The organism is Serratia sp. K-E0102, assembly GCF_029962625.1.
GTDB classification, from domain to species: domain Bacteria; phylum Pseudomonadota; class Gammaproteobacteria; order Enterobacterales; family Enterobacteriaceae; genus Serratia; species Serratia sarumanii.
The window spans coordinates 514,877-535,891 of the sequence record NZ_CP124754.1 but is presented as its reverse complement, the minus strand read 5'-3'; the positions used below and the strand labels follow the sequence as shown (position 1 = coordinate 535,891).

Annotated in this window: 21 protein-coding genes; 12 read left to right on the top strand and 9 right to left on the bottom strand. The window is 62.0% G+C overall.

Going from position 1 to position 21,015, the window contains the following annotated elements:
* Positions 1-7: 7 nt before the first annotated feature.
* Positions 8-385 (bottom strand): hypothetical protein, encoded by a 378-nt coding sequence (locus tag SSARUM2_RS02430; protein WP_033652831.1) that lies wholly within the window; start codon positions 383-385, stop codon positions 8-10.
* A 120-nt stretch (positions 386-505) separates the two neighbouring features.
* Here SSARUM2_RS02430 and SSARUM2_RS02425 point away from each other — a divergent pair, with 120 nt between their 5' ends.
* Positions 506-1,327, top strand: a complete 822-nt coding sequence (locus SSARUM2_RS02425; RefSeq protein ID WP_033652829.1) for a helix-turn-helix transcriptional regulator — start codon at positions 506-508, stop codon at positions 1,325-1,327.
* 38 nt (positions 1,328-1,365) lie between these two features.
* On the opposite strand, the gene SSARUM2_RS02420 is transcribed toward SSARUM2_RS02425, so the two are convergent.
* From SSARUM2_RS02420 to SSARUM2_RS02390, 7 genes are all read right to left on the bottom strand, one after another.
* Complete coding sequence (locus SSARUM2_RS02420) at positions 1,366-2,502, bottom strand: porin (protein ID WP_033636938.1); 1,137 nt, start codon at positions 2,500-2,502, stop codon at positions 1,366-1,368.
* A 372-nt stretch (positions 2,503-2,874) separates the two neighbouring features.
* A complete protein-coding gene (locus tag SSARUM2_RS02415) occupies positions 2,875-3,645 on the bottom strand; it encodes a 3-hydroxybutyrate dehydrogenase (protein ID WP_060439124.1) in 771 nt (256 codons plus the stop codon).
* A gap of 12 nt (positions 3,646-3,657) precedes the next feature.
* A complete protein-coding gene (locus tag SSARUM2_RS02410) occupies positions 3,658-5,049 on the bottom strand; it encodes a GntP family permease (RefSeq protein WP_060439125.1) in 1,392 nt (463 codons plus the stop codon).
* Between the two features lie 168 nt (positions 5,050-5,217).
* Entirely contained in the window at positions 5,218-6,141 is a 924-nt protein-coding gene (locus SSARUM2_RS02405; protein WP_060452803.1) for a 3-hydroxyacyl-CoA dehydrogenase family protein, read from the bottom strand.
* Positions 6,142-6,159: 18 nt separating this feature from the next.
* Positions 6,160-7,344: an acetyl-CoA C-acetyltransferase gene (locus SSARUM2_RS02400; protein ID WP_060452804.1), complete on the bottom strand. Its 1,185-nt coding sequence runs from the start codon at positions 7,342-7,344 to the stop codon at positions 6,160-6,162.
* Between the two features lie 13 nt (positions 7,345-7,357).
* Positions 7,358-8,011: a CoA transferase subunit B gene (locus SSARUM2_RS02395; RefSeq protein ID WP_015376496.1), complete on the bottom strand. Its 654-nt coding sequence runs from the start codon at positions 8,009-8,011 to the stop codon at positions 7,358-7,360.
* A gap of 11 nt (positions 8,012-8,022) precedes the next feature.
* Positions 8,023-8,721: a CoA transferase subunit A gene (locus tag SSARUM2_RS02390; RefSeq protein WP_033648567.1), complete on the bottom strand. Its 699-nt coding sequence runs from the start codon at positions 8,719-8,721 to the stop codon at positions 8,023-8,025.
* Positions 8,722-8,889: 168 nt separating this feature from the next.
* Here SSARUM2_RS02390 and SSARUM2_RS02385 point away from each other — a divergent pair, with 168 nt between their 5' ends.
* Together SSARUM2_RS02385 and SSARUM2_RS02380 are read left to right on the top strand one after the other, a co-directional pair.
* Positions 8,890-9,807 carry a LysR family transcriptional regulator gene (locus SSARUM2_RS02385; protein WP_033636930.1) on the top strand — a complete coding sequence of 306 codons (918 nt, stop codon included), beginning with the start codon at positions 8,890-8,892 and terminating at the stop codon, positions 9,805-9,807.
* Positions 9,808-10,145: 338 nt separating this feature from the next.
* Entirely contained in the window at positions 10,146-10,589 is a 444-nt protein-coding gene (locus SSARUM2_RS02380) for a putative T6SS immunity periplasmic lipoprotein (protein ID WP_125460809.1), read from the top strand.
* A gap of 15 nt (positions 10,590-10,604) precedes the next feature.
* On the opposite strand, the gene SSARUM2_RS02375 is transcribed toward SSARUM2_RS02380, so the two are convergent.
* Positions 10,605-10,904 (bottom strand): hypothetical protein, encoded by a 300-nt coding sequence (locus SSARUM2_RS02375; protein ID WP_060439128.1) that lies wholly within the window; start codon positions 10,902-10,904, stop codon positions 10,605-10,607.
* A gap of 245 nt (positions 10,905-11,149) precedes the next feature.
* Here SSARUM2_RS02375 and SSARUM2_RS02370 point away from each other — a divergent pair, with 245 nt between their 5' ends.
* The 9 genes from SSARUM2_RS02370 to SSARUM2_RS02330 all read left to right on the top strand — a co-directional run bounded on the left by SSARUM2_RS02370 (position 11,150) and on the right by SSARUM2_RS02330 (position 20,872).
* Entirely contained in the window at positions 11,150-12,520 is a 1,371-nt protein-coding gene (locus SSARUM2_RS02370; RefSeq protein ID WP_060439129.1) for a glutamine synthetase family protein, read from the top strand.
* Between the two features lie 29 nt (positions 12,521-12,549).
* Positions 12,550-12,960, top strand: coding sequence for a GNAT family N-acetyltransferase (locus SSARUM2_RS02365; RefSeq protein WP_033636925.1), 411 nt, complete (start codon positions 12,550-12,552; stop codon positions 12,958-12,960).
* A 13-nt stretch (positions 12,961-12,973) separates the two neighbouring features.
* Entirely contained in the window at positions 12,974-13,663 is a 690-nt protein-coding gene (locus SSARUM2_RS02360; RefSeq protein ID WP_033652815.1) for a trehalose-6-phosphate synthase, read from the top strand.
* 678 nt (positions 13,664-14,341) lie between these two features.
* Positions 14,342-15,868 (top strand): ABC transporter permease subunit, encoded by a 1,527-nt coding sequence (locus SSARUM2_RS02355; RefSeq protein ID WP_282488604.1) that lies wholly within the window; start codon positions 14,342-14,344, stop codon positions 15,866-15,868.
* A gap of 15 nt (positions 15,869-15,883) precedes the next feature.
* Positions 15,884-16,675 carry an ABC transporter ATP-binding protein gene (locus SSARUM2_RS02350; protein WP_060439131.1) on the top strand — a complete coding sequence of 264 codons (792 nt, stop codon included), beginning with the start codon at positions 15,884-15,886 and terminating at the stop codon, positions 16,673-16,675.
* 32 nt (positions 16,676-16,707) lie between these two features.
* On the top strand, positions 16,708-17,790 hold the full coding sequence (locus SSARUM2_RS02345) for a porin (protein WP_033652812.1): 1,083 nt from the start codon (positions 16,708-16,710) through the stop codon (positions 17,788-17,790).
* A 585-nt stretch (positions 17,791-18,375) separates the two neighbouring features.
* The gene (locus SSARUM2_RS02340) at positions 18,376-19,155 is read left to right on the top strand and encodes an ABC transporter ATP-binding protein (protein ID WP_041037732.1); all 780 of its coding nucleotides are present in this window, start codon (positions 18,376-18,378) and stop codon (positions 19,153-19,155) included.
* Positions 19,156-19,267: 112 nt separating this feature from the next.
* Positions 19,268-19,960: an MgtC/SapB family protein gene (locus SSARUM2_RS02335; RefSeq protein ID WP_019453282.1), complete on the top strand. Its 693-nt coding sequence runs from the start codon at positions 19,268-19,270 to the stop codon at positions 19,958-19,960.
* 27 nt (positions 19,961-19,987) lie between these two features.
* Positions 19,988-20,872 carry a LysR family transcriptional regulator gene (locus SSARUM2_RS02330; protein ID WP_120150911.1) on the top strand — a complete coding sequence of 295 codons (885 nt, stop codon included), beginning with the start codon at positions 19,988-19,990 and terminating at the stop codon, positions 20,870-20,872.
* Positions 20,873-21,015: the final 143 nt, after the last annotated feature.

The following is a 21,015-nucleotide window of genomic DNA, read 5'->3' as shown; positions in this document are numbered from 1 at the left end:
ATTCCCCTTATTTTAACAATAACGTCTGCGCCAATACCCGGCCTGCGGCTTCATCGGCGGCCACCAGCACCGGATAGCCCCAGAACTTGGCGCCATATTCGGCGAACTCTTCCGCCGCCGCGCGTTTGGCGTCGTCCGGCTCCAGCATGATCATGCCTTTCACCCACAGCTTCAGCGCCTCGCGGTTATCGCGTTTCCACAGCGCCACCTGGGTGCGGGCATCGCGATCGTGTTCTTCACCTTCATCGCCGACGCTGCGGTCGGTCATCAGGACAAAAGGCTCGGCGCGCGCCAGCAGCGCGCTGAATTCGGCCAGCTCGGCCTGGGTATCGCGCCCGTTTTGGCGCATCCATACCAGCGGAAAATCGGCGGTATCCAATGACATAATCAGTTTCCTCAGGAAATGGTTTAGGGCTGGCGCTTACTTTATCGGCACCGGCGCTAGACCGCATTGCGCAATCAGGACATAATACTTTTCAATTCCGCCAAATTGAGAATTGTTCTCATGAAAGTACAGATCCCCCGCCGCTGTCTGGATATCGATCAGGTGCCGCGCCCGCTGTTTGCCCTGCAAGGTTCGACCCTCGAGCAGGATTGGGAAATCGAGCCGCACCGCCACCAGAAGGCGCAGCTGATCTACACGGTACGCGGCATGATCCGCTGCGAAGCGGAAAACGGGCTGTGGCTGGTGCCGCCGCAGTGCGCGCTGTGGATGCCGGGCAACGTGTTGCACAACGCCCAGGGCGCCGGCTCCACCGAGGCCTACTGCCTGTTCGTCGATCAACATGCCGCCGCCGGTCTGCCGCAAAACTGCTGCACGCTGTCGGTCTCGCCGCTGCTGCGCGAGCTGCTGCTGCAGGCCACCACCTTCGAACCGCTCTACGACGAACAGGGCGCCGAAGGGCGCCTGACGGCGGTGTTGCTGGATCAGCTGGTAGCCGCGCCGATCGAAAATCTGCACCTGCCGGTATCCGACGACGCGCGCATCCGGCAGTTGACCGAAGGCATGCTGAGCTGCCCGGCGGACAAATCCACCCTCGGGCAGTGGGCGCAGCGCATCGGCATGAGCGAGCGCTCCCTCAGCCGCACCTTGCAACAACAGATGGGCATGAGCTTCGGCCACTGGCGGCGCCAGCTGCACGTGATGCTGGCGCTGCAGCGCTTGACGCAGGGCGAGAGCGTGCAGACGGTGGCGCTGGATCTGGGCTACGAGAGCGCCAGCGGCTTCGTCACCATGTTCAGAAAGGCGGTAGGCAAACCGCCGGCGCGCTACCTGGCGGAGCGCAACGCCTCTGGAGAAACCCTGGGCGGCGCAATTACCATGTGAAAAAGCCGGCGCAGGCGCCGGCTTGGAGCAGGTGAAAATCAGAAGTCGTAGAACACCGTAATCCAGGTGGAGTCCGGCTCGTTGTCGCTGCTGTTGGCCAGCGTGCGCTCCACATACACCGACAGACCGTAACCGATGGTGGTGCCCGCGCCGAGGTAAACGTGGTTGGCGTGATACGCCTCGTCCCCTTTCAGCCGCAGCGAGTCCGCCGCCACGTAAGGCTGGATCGATTTGAGGAACGGCTTGTCGATATTGAAGGTGTAACCGACGAAGCCTTCCAACCCGTAGCCGTCACCGGCGAAGAAGTGCGACAGCGTGCGCTGGCGGGTGCTCGGCACATAGTCTTTGTAGTAGCTGGCGGTGCCGACGATGTACCAGTTGTTCGGCTGCCAGGTCAACGCGGTGCCGGACAGCTGCTGGTGATAATCCTTTTCGTTGTACAGATTGTCTTTGATCTTCGCGTCGGTATAACTGTAGGCCGCGCTGAAGGTGAAATCCTTCGTCACCTTGTAATCGAAGCCCAGCCCACCCCCGCCCTTGCGGCGATAAATCAGGTTATCCGCGGTGTGCAGATCGTCTTCCGGCAATAAATAGTTGGCGTACAGCGTTACCGGCCCGAAATCATTGGTGTACTTGATGCTGTTTTTCGGTTTATTGCCGCCGTCGTAGTCGCCGGAAATACCGATGCCGGTGCCGCCCGCGTGGCCATCGTTATCCCAGACGTCGCTTTTGATGCCGACCACCGAATAATAGATGCCGTATTGATGGCCGTAGGTCAGGGTGCCGTAACGATCGTCTTTGAAACCGGCGTACAGCTGGCGCTGATAGTCGCGCTTGCCGTCTTCGTTATAGTGCCCGTCCCAGCTGAGCGCGTGCGCCAGATCGACGCCCCACTCGTAATAGCCGATGATCGAGGTGTCCTGCGTCAGCGCATAGTCGCCGCTGAAGCGAAAACGCGTGCCGCCGTCGTGGCCGTTTTTGTCATAGCCCGGCTCCGGGCCGTTATTGAAGATCCACTCGGGGCGAATGCTGCCACCCACCTTTAAACTGAGCGGTGCCAGCAACACATTGCTCTGCGGGTTTTTATCCAGAATGGTGATCTCGGCCTGTGCGCCGGCGGATAACGCCGACAGCAAGACGCCGCCAATGAATATTGGCGTTGTATTTTTTCTCATTATTACCCCTGCCCGAAAAAAATTATTGTTATAAACACGGTGGTCTTAAGCCACGCGGAAATAATGACCCGATGTGAACAGCGCACGCAAGATATAAAAATTCACGCCATAACCTGCCATTATTTCAGGTTGGATTTAATTTCAGCAAAAACGTGTTCATCTGTAACGCAGAGAAAAATAATGTAATAACCGCAGCACAAAATAAACCAATCCGCACGTTTCACCCAAAATAAACCGGCGTGATTATCTGGGAATAAAGATAGCAAATAACAAATAAATATTATTGCCGCAGGTAAACCGTCACGCAGGGGAATTAACTCATGGCGGGAAATAACGACGGAGCGCGTTGCGCGCTCCGGGAAAAAGAATTCACTACTGCGCCAGCCAGCCGCCGTCCATGTTCCAGGCGGCGCCGCGCACCTGCGCCGCCGCATCGCTGCACAGGAACAGCGCCAGCTCGCCGAGCTGCTCTGGCGTGACGAACTCTTGCGACGGCTGCTTCTCCGCCAACAGCTCATCGCGCGCCCGCTGCGGATCGGTGCCGGCGGCAATGCGCTTGTCGATCTGCTGTTGCACCAGCGGCGTCAGCACCCAGCCGGGGCAGATGGCGTTGCAGGTGACGGGCGTGCGCGCGGTCTCCAGCGCCAGCGTCTTGGTCAGCCCCACCACGCCGTGCTTGGCCGCCACATAGGCCGACTTGTCTTTCGACGCCACCAGCCCGTGCACCGACGCCACGTTGATGATGCGCCCCCAGTTGCGCTCGCGCATCCCCGGCAGCGCCAATCGGCAGGTGTGGAACACCGCCGACAGGTTGATGGCGAGGATGGCGTTCCATTTATCCACTGGGAACTGATCCAGCGGCGCCACGTGCTGAATGCCGGCGTTGTTCACCAGAATGTCCACGCCGCCGAACTCGCGCTCGGCATACTCCATCATGTCTGCTATCTGGGCCGCATCGCCGAGATCGGCGCCGTGATAGCCCGGCGCGGCGCCCAACCGCGCGACCTGCGCTTGTGCCTGCTCCACGTCGCCGAAGCCGTTGAGGATCACGCGCGCGCCGGCGGCGGCCAACACGGACGCTATCCCGAGGCCGATGCCGCTGGTCGAGCCGGTCACCAGCGCGGTTTTGCCTTGTACACTCATGGTATCGCTCCTTTAAACAATGCCGGTCAGGTAGAACACGCCGATCACGAACAGCACCGCGGCGCTCTTGATCAGGGTGATGGCGAAGATGCCGCCATAGGCCTGCCGGTGGCTGAGGCCGGTGATCGCCAGCAGGGTGATCACCGCGCCGTTGTGCGGCAAGGTGTCCATGCCGCCGCTGGCCATCGAGGCCACCCGGTGCAGCACTTCCAGCGGGATATGCGCGGCGTGGGCGGCGGCCACGAAATTATCGGCCATCGCCGCCAGCGCGATGCTCATGCCGCCGGAGGCCGACCCGGTGATGCCGGCCAGCAGGGTGACGCTGATCGCTTCGTTCAGCAGCGGATTGGGGATCGCCGACAGCGCCTGCGACAGCACCAAAAAGCCCGGCAGCGCGGCGATCACCGCGCCGAAGCCGTATTCGGAGGCGGTGTTCATCGCCGCCAGAATTGCCCCGCCGACCGCCGTCTTGCTCCCTTCCGCCAGCCGGCCGCGAATATTGCGAAAGCCGAACGCCACCACCAGCAGAATACCCGACACCAGCGCCGCTTCCACCGCCCAGATGGCGGTGATCTTCGCCACGTCGGTGGCGATCGGCTTGGCCAGCCCCGGCAGCGTCAGCTCGTGGCTGGCGCCGTACCACTGCGGGATCCAATGGGTGAAGCCAAGGTTGAATACCCCGACCAAAATCAGCGGCAGGATGGCGATCAGCGGGTTCGGCAGGTTGATGTCGTCCGGAGTTTCCGGCTCGTTCAGCAGATCGGTGCCGTACCCTTCTCCCTTCAGCTGCGCCTTGCGCCGCTGGCGTTCAAGATACAGCAGACCGACCGCGATGATGAACAGCGAGCCGATCATCCCCAGCCAGGGCGCGGCCCAGGCATTGGTGCCAAAGAAGCTGGTCGGGATGATGTTTTGGATCTGCGGCGTGCCCGGTAGGGCGTCCATGGTGAAGGAGAAGGCGCCGAGCGCCACGGTGGCCGGGATCAGCCGCTTGGGAATGCCGCTCTGGCGGAACAGCTCGGCGGCAAACGGATAGACCGCGAACGCCACCACGAACAGCGACACCCCGCCGTAGGTCAGCAGCGCGCACACCAGCACGATCACCGGAATGGCGTGACGCCGGCCGAGAATGCGGATCGCCGCCGCGACGATCGAACGGGAGAAGCCGGACAGCTCGATCAGCTTGCCGAATACCGCCCCCAGCAGGAACACCGGGAAGTAGAGCTTCACGAAGCCGACCATCTTCTCCATAAACAGCCCGGTGAAGGTCGGCGCCACCGCGCCGGGATCGGTCAACAGCACCGCGCCCAGCGCGGCGATCGGGGCGAACAAAATCACGCTGTAGCCGCGGTAGGCGGCCAGCATCAGTAATCCCAGTGCTGCCAGGGCAATCAAAACGCTCATCGGTCACCTCTTTCCCCTGCGTCTTTCGTGCCGCAGCGTTGTTGCCTGCGTGCGTTCTCCCCAGTCACTTACTTAAGTAAGCTCCTGGGAATTCACGCGCTTGCCGCCTGGCTGCAACCCGAAATCCATTGGGGTGGTTGTTGTTATTGTCAGGTACGGAGTGCGAAATTACGGTTTCAGCGCAAAGCGCAGCTGATGCGCCCGTCGCCGTTGAATGCGTTCCCTGCGTGCGTCATCCCAAAGATAAAATCCCCGGCCGCTGCGCTGGCCGGTATCGCCGCGCTGCAGCCGCTGTTCCACCAGCGCCATCATCTCGTCGCCGGTCGCCAGTTCCGGGAACAGGTGGCGGGCGATGTCCGCCACCGTCGGCAGCCCGGTCATGTCGGCGGCCTCCAGCGGGCCGACCATGGCGTAGCGCCGCCCCAGCGAGGCGCGCATCACCTGATCCACCACCTCGGCGCTGGCGATGCCGCTGTGGACGATGTGCAGCGCCTCGCGCAGCACCGCAAACTGCAGCCGGTTGCCGACAAACCCCGGCGCGGCGCGCTCCAGCAGCACCGCCTCCAGCGCCATCCCGCCGAGCAGCGCCTGCACCGCCGCCAGATGGCGCGGATCGGTGGCGCTTCCGGGCACGATCTCCACCAGCGGGATCAGGTGCGGCGGGTGCCAGAAGTGGGCGATCAGCAGGCGCTGCGGATGGGTCATGCGCGCCGCCAGCTCGTCCGGCGGCAGGCCGCTGGTGTTGCTGGCAATTACCGCGTCGTCGGCGATCAGCCCTTCCAACTGTTCATACAGCGCGTGCTTCAGCTCGAGCCGTTCCGGGATCGCCTCGATAAGCAGCCGGGCGCGCGCCACGTCGTTCAGATCGCCGGTCACGCGCAGCCGCGCCAGCGCCGCGTCGCGCTCAGCGTTATCAAACTGCCCGACGTCGCTCAGCTCGGCCAGAATGCCGCTCGCCACCGCCGGCGCTTCCGCCAGGCGCTGCGGATCCGGGTCGTACAGCAGCACCTCATGGCCGTGGCGAATAAAGTGGGTGGCGATGCCCACCCCCATCAATCCGGCGCCCAGTACCGCATAGTCAGATGACTGCATCGTGCCCTCCTCGGTTGTTTACGGGCGCTCTACCGCCAGCGCCACGCCCTGCCCGCCGCCGATGCACAGCATCGCCAGCCCCTTGTTCACCCCGCGGCGCTGCATTTCGAACAGCAGCGACACCAAAATGCGGCAGCCGGACGCGCCGATCGGATGCCCCAGCGCGATCGCCCCGCCGTTGACGTTGACCCGCTCCGCCTCCCAGCCCAGTTCTTTGCCCACCGCCAGCGCCTGCGCGGCGAAGGCTTCGTTGGCTTCGATCAGATCGACCTCCTCCAGCCGCCAGCCGGCTTTCTCCAGGCAGCGGCGCGCGGCCGGCGCCGGGCCGATGCCCATGATCGCCGGATCGACGCCCGACGAGGCGTAACCGGCGATGCGCGCCAGCACCGGCAAACGCAATTCAGCGGCTTTTTCCGCGCTCATCAGCAACACCACGGCGGCGCCGTCGTTGAGCGAAGAGGCGTTGCCGGCGGTCACCGTGCCCTCCTTGCGAAACGCCGGGCGCAGCCGCGCCAGCGCCTCCAGGCTGGTGTCGCGCGGCTGCTCGTCGTGCTTAACAAGCAGCGCCTCGCCCTTCGGCTTCGGCACCGTCACCGGCGTGATCTCCTGCGCGAAACGCCCGGCCTGCTGCGCCGCCTGCGCCTTCTGCTGCGAGCGCAGCGCAAAGCTGTCCTGCTCGGCGCGGCTGATGGCGTATTTCTCCGCCAGGTTCTCGGCGGTGATGCCCATGTGGTAGTCGTTGAACGCGTCCCACAGGCCATCGTGGATCACGCTGTCCACCATCTGCGCGTGGCCGAGGCGCAGACCGGCGCGCGCGCCGGCCATCAGGTAAGGCGACTGGCTCATGCTCTCCTGGCCGCCGGCGATCACCGCCTCGGCGTCGCCGCTGCGGATCGCCTGCACCGCCAGATGCACCGCCTTCAAACCAGAGCCGCACACCTTGTTGATGGTCAGCGCCGGCGTCGTCACGGGCAGCCCGGCATTCAGCGCGGTCTGGCGCGCCGGATTCTGCCCGCAGCCGGCGGTCAGCACCTGGCCGAGGATCACTTCATCAATTTGCTGCGGCGCCACCCCGCTTTGCGCCAGCAGCCCTTGCACCGCCGCCGTGCCCAGTTCCACCGCCGTCAACGGCGCCAGCGCGCCGTGAAAACTGCCGACCGGCGTGCGCGTCGCCGCCACGATCACCACTTCACGTTGTTGCACATTCACCTCCGTCTCAGAAACGCATTTCCGGTACTTGCTCCGGCACGATCAGCCGGCCGGCGGTTTTGGCGACAATCTCCGCCACGCTGACGCCGGGCGCGCGTTCGCGCAGCACGAAGGCGCCGTCTTCTATTTCCAGATAGGCCAGATCGGTCAATACCTTGCGGATGCAGCGGGCGCCGGTCAGCGGCAGCGTGCAGCGCGGCAGCAGCTTGGACTCGCCGCCCTTCGCTGCGTGGGTCATCACCACGATGATGTTCTCCGCCCCCGCCACCAGATCCATCGCGCCGCCCATGCCCTTGACCATCTTGCCGGGGATCATCCACGAAGCGATGTTGCCCTCGACGTCCACTTCAAACGCCCCCAGCACGGTCAGATCGACGTGGCCGCCACGGATCATGGCGAACGACTGCGCCGAATCGAAGATCGACGCACCGAGGCGCGCGGTGACCGTCTGCTTGCCGGCGTTGATCATGTCGGCGTCCAGCTGCTGCTCGGTCGGGAACTCGCCCATCCCCAGCAGGCCGTTTTCCGACTGCAGCATCACGTCCATGCCCGCCGGCACGTAGTTGGCCACCAGCGTCGGGATGCCGATGCCCAGGTTGACGTAGTAACCATCCCTCAGCTCTTGCGCCACGCGCTGCGCCATTTGTTCACGGGTAAGCATGCGAATTCTCCTTATGCCCGCAGGGTGCGTTGTTCGATACGCTTCTCGAAGGTGCCCTGGATCAGCCGATCGACGTAGATGCCGGGGGTGTGGATCGCCGCCGGATCCAGCTCGCCCGGCGCGACGATCTCTTCCACTTCCACCACCGTGATACGCCCGGCGGTCGCCATCAGCGGATTGAAGTTCTGTGCGGTGTGGCGGTAGATGACGTTGCCGAAGTAATCGGCCTTCCAGCCTTTAACGATGGCGAAATCGCCGGTGATGGCGGTTTCCATGATGTAAGGGCGGCCGTTGAACTCGCGCACCTCTTTGCCTTCGGCGATCGGCGTGCCGTAACCGGTGGCGGTGAAGAACGCCGGGATACCGGCGCCGCCGGCGCGGATCTTCTCCGCCAGCGTGCCCTGCGGCGTGAGATCCACCTCCAGCTCGCCGCTGAGCGCCTGCTGCTCGAACAGCGCGTTTTCGCCGACGTAAGATCCCACCACCTTGCGGATCTGATGGGTTTCCAGCAGCCGCCCGAGGCCGAACCCGTCGACGCCGCAGTTGTTGGAGACCACCGTCAATCCGCGCACGCCGCGCCGGCGGATCTCTTCGATCAGATTTTCCGGGATGCCGCACAGGCCAAAGCCGCCCGCCAGCACCGTCATGTTGTCCGTCAGGCCTGCCAGCGCTTCCTGGTAGCTGCCGACGCGTTTGTCGAGCCCTGCCATATCGTTGCCCCTGCATGTTGCGGCGCAGGGCGAAATGCCCTGGCTTGCGTGAGGGCATCTTCAGGTCACAAAAATGATTTGTTAATTTTGTTTTTATGCCGCATTCATTTAGAATTTTTATCAATCATTCGTTAACCGACAATTAACAAAGAGTTAACGCCAACCAAAATGAAAATGAGCATCAAACAGTTACGCGCGTTTTTAGCGGTAGCTCACACTCTGAACTTCGCCCAGGCCAGCGAGCGGCTGAATATTTCGCAGCCGGCGCTCAGCCTGGCGATCCGTGGGCTGGAAGACGCGCTGGGCGGGCCGCTGCTGCTGCGCACCACCCGCCGGGTGACGCTGACGCCGGAGGGGGAAACCTTCTTCCCGATGGCGCGCCAGCTGCTGGCGGACTGGGACAACGCGGAAGAGGCGATGCGCCAGCGCTTCACCCTGCAGATGGGCAAGGTGGCGATCGCCGCCATGCCGTCGTTCGCCGGCAACCCGCTGCCGCCGATCCTCAAGGCGTTTCGCGATCGTTACGCTGGCATCAACGTGGCGGTGCACGACGTCATCAACGAGCAGGTGTTTGAAATGATCCGCGAAGGGCGGGTAGAGATGGGCATCGCCTTCGAGCCGGAGCCGAGCGACACCCTGCACTTCACCCCGCTGTGTCGCGATCGCTTTCTGGCGGTGGTGCCGAAGGATTCGGCGCTGGCGCGCAAGGCGCAGGTAAGCTGGAAGGAGCTGCTGACGCTGGATTTCATCACCCTGCAGCGGCCATCGGCGGTGCGGCTGCTGCTGGAACAAGAACTGGCCCGCAGCGGGCGAACGCTGGAGGTGGCGTTTGAAAGCCACCAGCTGGTGACGGTCGGGCGCATGGTGGCCAACGGCCTCGGCGCCAGCGCGGTGCCGGCGCTGTGCGAGCAACAGATGGATGAGCTGGGGGCGGTCTGCGTGCCGCTGATCGGCCCGATCATCGAACGGCGCGTGGGCCTGATCCGCCTGGCGCAGCACCAACTCTCTTCCGCCGCGCAGGCGCTGGCGACCGTGATCGAACGGGAAATGGCGGAGAGTGGCGCGCAGCCCGCCCTTAGACCGTAAACCCGACGTGCTTGCAGTTCGGCAGCTCGAAAAAGAAGGTGGTTATCGTCTTGCGACTTGAACATGGGATGCAACGAGATACGGGAACAGCGACATCAGCATCGGACAGAGAAGAAAACATGCGGATTTGGCGAGGTAATAAAGCACGCAACCCGGCTTTTTATTAATGAATGAATATAAAAATAACAAAATCATTCTCTATATCAATCAATGAATTGAATCCAAAACTCCTTTACCTTTCCGTCTTGTGAGCGAACGCAAAAGATTGTGGCAAAGTGGGTTAATGATGTCTGAACTTTCGCTATGGTGTTTTTTTCATGTTTTAACGGATTAAAACCATGGCCACAACTCACGGAAACGCCAGAAAACTTACGGCCGATGAACATCGATTTTATCTCTCTTTGCTATGCGCACTGCTACTGAATGGCTGTCAATCCACTCACCCCTGGTACCGTCCGTTGGATGTCTCGCTAAAAGACAACCAACCTTGCTTTGCCGTGCCTATCAACAGTGTTCGCAGCGGCGACAGCCTGCAAAACTGGGGAGTGATCGTCTCACGACAGGAACAACAGCAATGGCATATCGTCTGGACCTCACCAGAAGTCACTCCGTTGCCTGACCTGAAACCAGGGCAATGCGTCACTTATCCGCAAGTAAACTGGGCTGCGGGAGAATACTCAGTCTTGCTCGGCGTCTCGATGAATAACGATACGGAAAGGCGTAAGCACATGAAAGAATTCAACTTAAGAATTAATCCCAAGGGGGAAATACAGCTACAGTAAGGAGACTGGAATTATTTATTTCCCCTCCACCGCCTGCACCGCCGCCTTCTGCGTGGCGCGCTGATATAAGCACAGCTCCCTGCCCGGATTGTTTTTCATAAACGGCTGCGGGTAGCGCCCGCCGATAAACAGCGCCGAATAGCCGACGTCATCATCGTAGTGGACGATCGCCCCTTCCACCCTGGCGTTTTTTAGCCCGCTGGCTTTCAGGCAGGCGGCGCGCATCGCCCTTTCGCTCTCGGCCCACGCCTGTGGGGAAGACGCGGTGGCGTTGAACGCGGCCAGCGCGACGATAAGCAGCCCTATTCTCTTCATCGTTATCTCTCCTTCAACGGCCCGTCTCGCCAGTATAGACCGTGCCGGCGCGGCCAACCCGCCAACGCCGCCACGCTCTTTACGGCATTTTTATTCCACGCCCCGTTAACGTTACGGCGTTTTTACAGACAGTTTTTGCCGCCGCAGATACCCTTTTCACATCGCCGCTATGGCCTCACAAGAGAGTTGTCCCATGCGTTTATCCCTGCCTCTGGCCGTGACCGGTCGTCGTTCTGGAGCACGCCATGCATTCTAATATCATCGGCTTCAATCCGCTGCTGGCGGAGCTGCCCGCTTCGCCAACGCGCGCCTTCCACAAAGAGCTGGAACACTACCTGCAGCGCTATCCGCAGACCGAACAGTTGGATATTTATCTGCACGATCTGAACGGCCAGCTGCGCGGCAAGCGGCTGCCGATCGCCGAAGCCTTTGGGCTGGAGAAAGGCTGCTACTTCCCGCTGTCGATCTACGCCCTGGATCTGCACGGCCGGGTGATTGAAGAAAGCGGGCTGGGGCAGCGGGCGGGCGAGCCGGACCGTCTGTGCCTGCCGGTGCCCGGCACGCTGCGCCCCTGCGCGCGCGATCCTGAACGCCACGCCCAGCTGCTGCTGACGATGCAAAATGCCGACGGCGGCGCCTGCGAGCTGGAGCCGCGCGTGGTGCTGCAACGGGTGCTGAAGCGCCTGCACGAGCGCAACTGCTTCCCGGTGGTGGCGGCCGAACTGGAGTTCTACCTGCAGGATCCGCAGCACCCCGCCGCGGCGGAAGCCTGCCCGACGCAGAGCTTCGCGGTGGATGCGCCCGAGCGCCACCATGCGCTGCTGAGCGACATCGAACGGCACGCCCGCCTGCAAAACCTGCCGTTGACCGGCGTGGTGGCCGAAGCCGCCTCCGGCCAATACGAGCTGAATCTGCATCACAGCCGGCGCGTGCTGGAAGCCTGCGACCAGATCATGGCGCTAAAGCGCCTGACGCGGCAGATTGCCGAGCAACATCACCAGCACGCCTGCTTTATGGCCAAGCCCTGCGCCCACGCCGCCGGCAGCGGGCTGCATTTCCACATCAGCCTGCAGAACGAGCACGGCGAGAACCTGCTGACCGGCGCGCCGGGCGAACTGAGCGACAACATGCAGCAGGCGATGGCAGGCATGCTGGCGCTGATGCCGGCGTCGATGGCGATCCTGGCGCCCAACATCAACGCGTTTCGCCGCTTCCGCCCCGGCATGCACGTGCCGCTGCGCGCCTCCTGGGGCCACAACAACCGCACGGTGGCGCTGCGCCTGCCCTGCGCCGACAGCGCCAACCAGCGCATCGAATACCGCCTGGCCGGCGCCGACGCCAACCCTTATCTGGCGCTGGCGGTGATGCTCGGCGGCCTGCTGCACGGGCTGGAACACCCGCTGCCGCTGCCGCCCGCCGCCAACGGCTGCGAGAGCGACAACGCCGCGCCCTTGCCGCTCGGCCAACAGGAGGCGCTGGCGCTGTTCCGCCACAGCGATCCGCTGCGTGAGCTGCTCGGCCCGGCGTTCTGCACCCTGTGGCACACCTGCAAAAGCGCCGAACTGCGCCGCTTCGAGGAACAGGTCACCGCCGCCGAACTCGGCTGGATGCTGTAACCCCCCGGTTCATTAACCTAAGGATAATCATGAATATGCAACCGCAACGGGCGCCCGTGCAGCCGCTACTCTGCTGGCGCAAAGGCGTTTTTCATATCAGCACCGATCGGCAGTTGTTGGATATCGAGGCGATCCAACGTTTTCTCAGCCTGCCGGATCGGGCGGCGGCCGAGCGCCTGGTGCACCACGGCCTGTGCTTTGGCCTGTACCGCAAGCGCCACCTGCTCGGCTTCGCCCGCATGGTGACCGATTACGCCACCTTCGCCTCGGTGAGCGAACTGTTCGTCAGCGCCGAATACCGCGGCGTCGGGTTGGGAAGCTGGCTGACGCGCTGCTGCCTGGCGCATCCGGCCTTGCGCGGCCTGCGCGTCACGCTGCCCGCCCTGCAAGCACCCTGGCGCGCCGATGGTTCGGCACACGCCCTGCGCGCCCTTCACTGATGAGGAGACCCCCATGTCTCGTTTGGTGCTGATTTCCAACAAGCAGTGCGACGGTAAGGATCTGGCCTGCGCCGGCCAGACGCTGGCGACCGATGCCGAACCGGGGCTGTGGCTCGGCTGGAACGGCGACGTGCAGAATTTCGCGCAGCGCCCGATCAGCTGCCGGCAGCGCGCCGGTTACGATCAGGTGACCTTTCCGCTGTCGATCGAGGAGTTTCGCCGCCACTATCAGGGCTATTACCACGACGGCCTGTGGCCGGTGTTCCACAACCAGCCGGAGAAGGCGCACTTCACGCCGGAAAACTACCGCGCCTATCGGCAGCTGAACCGCCGGTTTGCCGATATCGCCTGCGAGCACCTGTGCCCCGGCGATACCGTCTGCATCGACGACTACCAGCTGCTGCCCTGCGCCCAGGCGCTGAAGGAGCAAGGGCTGCTTAACGCCTGCGCGTTTTTCTTCCACCTGCCGTTCCCGTCGGCGGCGCTGCTGCGGCGCATCCCGGAACATCGCCAGCTGATCGCGTCGCTGCTGTTCTACGATCTGATTGGCTTTACCACCACCGACGATCGCAATGCCTTTCTCAGCTGCCTGGCCGCCGAGTTCCCGCTGGAGATGCTGCCCGACGACCAGATCCAGGCCAACGGGCATATTTTCGCCACCGGTATTTTCCCCGCTGGCATCAACGGCAGGCAGGTTTATTGATTTACGGCGGCGCGCACCCTTCAGGCGCGCCGTTTTATTTCGCCGCGATTTATTTTCACCGTCTTTATCGCCACCACCATGCGTTATTTTATTTTCCGGATATAGCGATTAAAAAATGAATATTTATCCTGTTACACATCAACCGTAAAAACCGCGCGGCGCCAATTGCTTTTTATTGGCGAAAAACATTACCCTTTCCCTGCCATATTTAAACCGAGGAGGGCCCCATGGGCGATGAAAGTTTTAGTTTTACGCTAATGCTATTGGGCGTCTTTCAGTAATGCCATCCGCGTTGCATTCTGAAAGACACGGAATGCGGCAACCGTTCCCCTTCTGACGGCCTTTCCCACTCTGCCGGCCCACCCATCGCCTCGCTGCGAAAACAACGTCTGTCTCACCGCTACAGCGGTATTTATCTGGTGTCGCCGGGCATATTCCCCGAGCGCCGACGGATTTCTTATGGGAAAAATAAGGTATTGCGTTATGCAAAATAACCGGGGTACATCTGTTTTCAGAAAGTCTTATTTAAATGACTTTATCGTTATCGCCATCGGTGTTTTTTTCATTGCCTTTTTTATTCGTGCCTGGGGTGACATGCACGGTGACTTCAATGAACAAAACGTCTCTGCCATTAGTCTTGATGCCTGGAACCTGCTTTATTATTCGCTCAGAACCAGCATGCGCTTTCTCCTCGGCATGGCCTGGTCGCTGCTGTTTTCTGTAGTATTCGCCGTGCTGGCCGCACGCTATACGCCACTGCGCCGGGTGATCCTGCCCTTCGTCAACTTTATGGAGTCGGTGCCGCTGGTAGGGTTCCTGACCTTCACGACCGTGTATTTTCTCAACCTCTACCCGCACAGCGTGATGGGGCTGGAGTGCACCGCCATCTTCGCGGTGTTTACCGGCCAGGCTTGGAACATGATGCTGACGCTGTATCAGACGCTGCGCATCGTGCCCAAGGAGCTGGATGAAGCCGCCCGCAGCTTCAATTACAACCCGTGGCAACGCTTCTGGCGGCTGGAGTTCATCTATTCGGTGCCGGGCCTGCTGTGGAACGCCATGGTGTCGCAATCCGCCGCCTGGTTCGCCCTGGTGGCCTCCGAAGCCATTCCGGTCGGCGATCGCTCGGTCGAACTGCCCGGCGTCGGCTCCTACATCGCCGAAGCGCTGGCGCAGCAGAACGTGCCGGCGATCCTGTATGCGATCGTCGCGCTGGCCGCCAACATCGTGCTGCTCGATCAGCTGGTTTTCCGCCCGCTGGTGCGCTATACCGCGCGCTTCAAATACGAAGACGTCACCGCCAGCCGGCCGCTCGGCAATCCGTGGTTCTACAACAGCCTAGCCTTCTCGCACGTCGGCGCGGCGCTCGGCCGCACGCTGCGCGCGCTGGCTGACCTGTGGCTGTTCAAGCTGCCGCAGCAGTGGTACGCCCTCGGCCTGCACCGCCTGTTCAGGCTCGCCGCCAAGGGGAACTGGCTGTGGCGCAGCCTGTGGTATCTCGGCGTGGTGCTGGCCTGCATCTGGTTCGGTTACCGGCTGTGGGAATACTTCCCCAAACAGTACTTCGCCATGCTGCCGGAATGGATGCTGCTCACCACCGCGCGCGTGGCCGCGGCCATGCTGCTCAGCGTGGCGATCTTCACGCCGCTGGGGGTGTGGATCGGCATGAATCCGCGGCTGGTGAAGATCTTCCAGCCGATCATCCAGATCCTGGCGGCCATTCCGCCCAACATTTTCTACCCGCTGATCGCCGCCTTCATCGCCATTTATCATCAGGATCTCGGCTGGTGGGCCATCCCGATGATCATGCTGGGCACCCAGTGGTACGTGTTGTTTAACGTGATCGCCGGCGTATCCGCCATTCCAACGCAGATCACCGAGGTCAGCGAAAGCTTCGGGCTGCGCCGCTTCCGCTGGTGGCGCTACTACATGCTGCCGGCGATTTTCCCCTACATCGTGACGGGCATCATCTCCGCCGCCGGCGGCGCCTGGAACAGCGCCATCGCCGCCGAGGTGATCCAGTGGGGCAGCACCACCCTCAGCGCCACCGGGCTGGGCGCGTTTATTTCCGTCGTCACCGACGCCGGCAAGAACCCGGAGTCCGCGCTGGGCTGCGCCGCCATGTGCGCGCTGGTGGCGCTGTGCATCATCTTCGTCTGGCAACCGCTGTGTCGCATCGCGGAAACCAAATTCAAATATGACTGAGCAAGGGGGAACAACATGCTGACTCAAGAGGTAATTATCAGCGCCAGCCGGCTGAACAAGACGTTTATCGGCGAAAAAAAGCGCCCCAAACCCGTGCTGCGCGACGTGACGCTGACCGTGCACGCCGGCGAGTTCGTCACCATTCTGGGGCAATCCGGCTCGGGCAAGTCCACGCTGCTGCGCATGCTGGCCGGGCTGATCCCACCGGACAGCGGCACGCTCACGCTGGCGGGCAAACCGGTCGACGGCCCGAGCGCCAACGTCGGCATGGTGTTTCAGTCCTACGCGCTCTATCCCTGGCTAACGGTGTACGACAACATCGCCTTCGGCCTGCTGGCGCAACGGCTGCCGCCGCAGACGATCGCCGAGCGGCTGGGAGCGCTGCTGCGCCTGGTGGGCCTGACCGGCTATGAGCACGCCTGGCCGCGCGAGCTCTCGGGCGGCATGCGTCAACGGGTGGGCTTCGCCCGGGCGTTGGCGGTAGAGCCCGACCTCTTGCTGCTGGACGAACCCTTCTCCGCCCTCGATATCTTTACCGCGCAAAAACTGCGGGGCGACCTGCTGACGCTGTGGGGAGACAACCGGCTGCGCACGCGCGCCATGGTGATGGTGACACACGACGTCGAAGAAGCGGTGCTGATGTCCGATCGGGTGCTGATCCTGGACGCGACCAGCAAACGGATCGACGACGAGTTCAGCGTCAATATCCCGCGTGCGGCGCGCAACCGGGACAGCCTGCGGCACCTCACCGATCGGATCCGCAGCTGCCTGTACAAAAAAATCGCGCAAGCGCAATCAGCCGGTTAACGGCCCTGTTTTCATCCACTTGGGGAACTGAAATGAACCATAAAAGCGTGCTGATGACGCTGGTCATCCTGCTGCCGGCGGCCGCCACCGGCGCGGAAATCGTCAATAAAGACGGCAATAAACTGGATCTGTACGGCCAACTGAACGGCGTGCATTACTTCAGCAGCGACGCCGACAATAACGGCGACCGCTCCTATACCCGCTTCGGCTTCAAAGGCGAGACGCAGATCGGCGACGGGCTGACGGGGTATGGCCAATGGGAATATCAGGCAGGGCTCGATCAGCCGGAGAGCGCCGGGCCGGGCGACAGCTATACCCGCCTGGGCTTTGCCGGATTGACGTTCGGCCACTGGGGCAGCCTGGATTACGGCCGCAACTACGGCCTGCTGTATGACGTGGCCGGCTGGACGGACGTGCTGCCTGAATTCGGCAACGACAGCTACGAAGCGGCCGACAACTTTATGACCGGCCGCGCCAACGGCCTGCTGACCTACCACAGCCGCAGCCTGGGTGGTCTGGTCGACGGCCTGGATCTCGGCCTGCAATATCAGGGGAAGAATCGGGGAGACGACGCTCAACGGGCGAAGGATATCCAGACGCAAAACGGCGATGGCTACGCCTTTTCCGCCACCTACGACACCGGCGTGGGGCTCAACGTTGGCGCCGCTTACGCCAACTCTGCGCGCACCGTGGCGCAACAGCGCTTCGGCCTGGCTGACGGCGATCGCGCCCGGGCCTGGACCCTGGGGCTGAAATACGACCAGGACAACCTCTACCTGGCGGCAAGCTACGCGCGCACCGAGAACATGACCTACGTCGACGGCGATCGCTACGCCGGCTTCGCCCCCCGCGCGGACGCTATTGAGGCGGTCGCGCAGTATCACTTCGATTCCGGCGTCACGCCCTCGGTGGCCTACCTGCAAACGCGCGGCCGCAACCTGCCCGGCATTGGCGACGCCGATCTGGTCAAATACCTGGATCTGGCGCTGAATTACAGCTTCAACGCCAACATGTCGACCTACGTGGAGTACAAACTCAACCTGCTGCAACGGCAGAACGCCGTCGGCGCCGGCGCCGACGACATCGTCGAAACCGGCATCATGTATCAGTTCTGATCCTCATCCCGGCCGGAGGGCGCTCTCCGGCCGGTTTATTATGTGACTTTCCGCTGGCCTCTTATTCTCTCGTTTAATTCAGGTTTATATTTCCATAAAATGATGCCTATATTCATTCTCGCACCTTCCGTTTACGCCCCGTTTAATGAACAAAGAAAATCTTTCCCGCATTCATATTAAATTACATTTTGCCGCCATAATTCGGCGTAACCACATTGAATAACAGGCTATGGCACGCGTATTATGGCCACACGAAAAATAACGGGAGAATGATATGGACGGCGACAGTTGGTTGTTTATTTTATTGTTGGAATCGCTGAGGTCACAGGAGCAATAGTCATCCCATTGCATCCTGAAAGTGTCAGGATATGAGTCAGTTATAGCATCCCTTCGCTTTACCCTTCAGCCTCTGGCCTCCGCGCATGCCGCACCGGCACGCCCGATGGGCTAACCCCTCCAGCATAAGCGTATTAACAGTCCGATAACGGTCAGGCTTATTTGCACCCGCATTTATTTTACGCCTGCCCGGCGATAAATATCGGCCCTTTTTCCATGCTCATATTTTTAATTGGGTGGAGACAGATCATGTTGGTAAAAAAAACCACGCTGCTGACGGTCAATAACGTCAGCAAAAGCGTTCAGCCTACCGGTAAAGAAAAACGTCTGGTGCTGAATGAAATCAATTTGCGCCTTTACGACAACGAGGTCGTCAGCATTTTGGGGCAGTCCGGCTCGGGTAAATCCACCCTGCTGCGCATTCTTTCCGGCCTGATCGCGCCGGATCTGGGCACCGTGATGCTGGGGGATAAAAAAGTCTCGGGGCCGAATCCGCAGATCAACATGGTGTTCCAGACCTTCGCCATTTTCCCGTGGCTGAACGTCTACCAAAATATCGCCTTCGGGCTGCAGGCGCAGGATCTGCCGCCGCAGGTGGTCGAAGCCCAGACGCTGAAAATGCTCGATCTGGTCGGGCTCTCGCCCTACCGCGACGCCTACCCGCGCGAGCTTTCCGGCGGCATGCGCCAGCGGGTCGGCTTCGCGCGCGCACTGGCGGTAGAACCGATGCTGCTGTTGCTGGACGAGCCCTTTTCCGCGCTGGACGTCTATACCGGCGAACACCTGCGCAGCGATCTGCTGCGTATCTGGAGCACGCGCCAAATCAAAACCCGCTCCATCGTGCTGGTCACCCACAGCGTAGAGGAGGCGGTGATGATGTCTGACCGCGTCCTCCTGCTGGGCGCCGGCACCCTCGACGGCTGCTATCACATCACGCAGCGCCGCGAGGCGCGCACCCGCGAGGGGATGCAGCCGCTGACGGACAAAATCAGCGAGACGCTCAGCCGGCAGATCGCCGCCGCGCACTGAGCGCCGCCCTGGCCTGGCGGGACGGAATCCCGCCAACTTAACTACCTGTTTATCAAGAGTTACCCCGCCACGGGTGGCTCATGATAAGCGGATAATACATCGAGTTATTATCATGCATTTCATTCATACACTGCTGACGCTGCTGACCGCGTCCGTCCTGGGCGCCGCCATCGGCTACGAAAGACAGTTCCGCCAGCGCACCGCCGGGCTGCGCACCAACACGCTGGTGGCCACCAGCGCGGCGATCTTCGTCCATCTGGCCATGACCATCGACGGCAGCGGCGGCGCGGTGCGCGTCATCTCCTACGTGGTCTCCGGCGTCGGCTTTCTCGGCGCCGGGGCCATCATGAAGGAAGGGATGAACATCCGCGGCCTGAACACCGCCGCCACGCTCTGGGGCTCCGCGGCGGTCGGCGCCTGCGCCGGCTGCGGCCTGTACGGCGATGCGCTGGCTGCCACGCTGTTTGTGCTCGCCGCCAACACCCTGTTGCGCCCGCTGGTCAATATGGTCAACAAACAGCCCTTCAATGACGTTAACGGCGAGTCTACCTACCAGATTTGCGTCATTGCCTTCGAGCATGAGCAGCGTGAGGCGCTGGCCAAATTCAAACAGGTGCTGCAAGGGGAAAACTGCTTTATCTCGCATCTGGATATCGAACCCTTTGGCGACGACGACGTGGAGATCACCGCCACGCTGATGCCGGCCTCCGTCACCACGCCGGTGCTCGACCAGACCATCAATAAATTGCTGAACGACAGCATGATGAAACAGGCCTATTACAGCCGCATCGCCGGCTCCGGCTGATGCCTTTCACTTCCAGGGAGATCAACCATGAAAACCATGCCAAAGCTGGCGCATCTGACGATGTTCAAAGACATTGTCCACTGTGGAAGTTTGCACGAGGCCGCGAAAAAGCTGGCCATCTCGCAGCCGACGCTCAGCCGGGTGCTTAAAGAGCTCGAAATGACCATCGGTGCGCGGCTGCTGGAGCGCAGCAACCGCGGCGTGCGCCTGACGGCGGTCGGCGAGCTGTTTTACCGGCGAATAGACGCCGCCACCAATCAGTTGCTCAACGCGTTTGACGAGCTGCGCGGCATGAGCGCTGACGGCGAGAAGCGCCTGCGGGTGGGGATGAGCGTCGATCCGCTGCTGTGCTACCTGCCTCAGGTGCTCGAAGGCTTCAACCGCCGCTACCCGCATACCCGGGTGACGGTGGTGGAGGACGGCCCGGAAGGCCTGCTGGCCCGGCTGCGAAACTGCGAGCTGGATTTGGCGGTCAGCAGCCTGAACGGCGCGGCGGGCGGCGCCGATCTGGCCATGCAGGCGCTGAAGAGCGAGCGCTTCTCGCTCTATCAGGGAGGCGATCTTACCGCAGCCGGGCAGCCGCCGGCCGAGGCCAAATGGGTGGTGCCGCGCTCCTGCTCGGTGGGGCATGCCGCCATCCGCGAGATCGCCGAACGCTATACGCCGCACGGCCAGATCGTCGAGACCGACTCCTTTCTGGCGACCTGGTGCCTGGTCAGGCAGCAAGGCTATATCGCGCTGCTGAGCGATCGGGTGGTCGCACACTACGCCCCGCAGCTGCACCTGCAGAAAATCCCGACGCACGAGATCGACATCAGCGCGCGCTTTTACGTCTTTACCCGCCATGAGCCGGCCACGCCGCCGCTCAGCGCCGCGTTTATCCACCTGCTGCAGGCCATGCAGACGGTTTGAGGAGACAGGCTGCCGCCCGCCGGCGGCCGACTCTCTCTGGTTCAAGCCGCCAACCGCTTACCCCGTCAATCCAACCGTTCACCCGGCGAATCTGACCGCTGACCGAAATACGCCTGTCTTCCCCCCTTACCCCCGGCGATGAT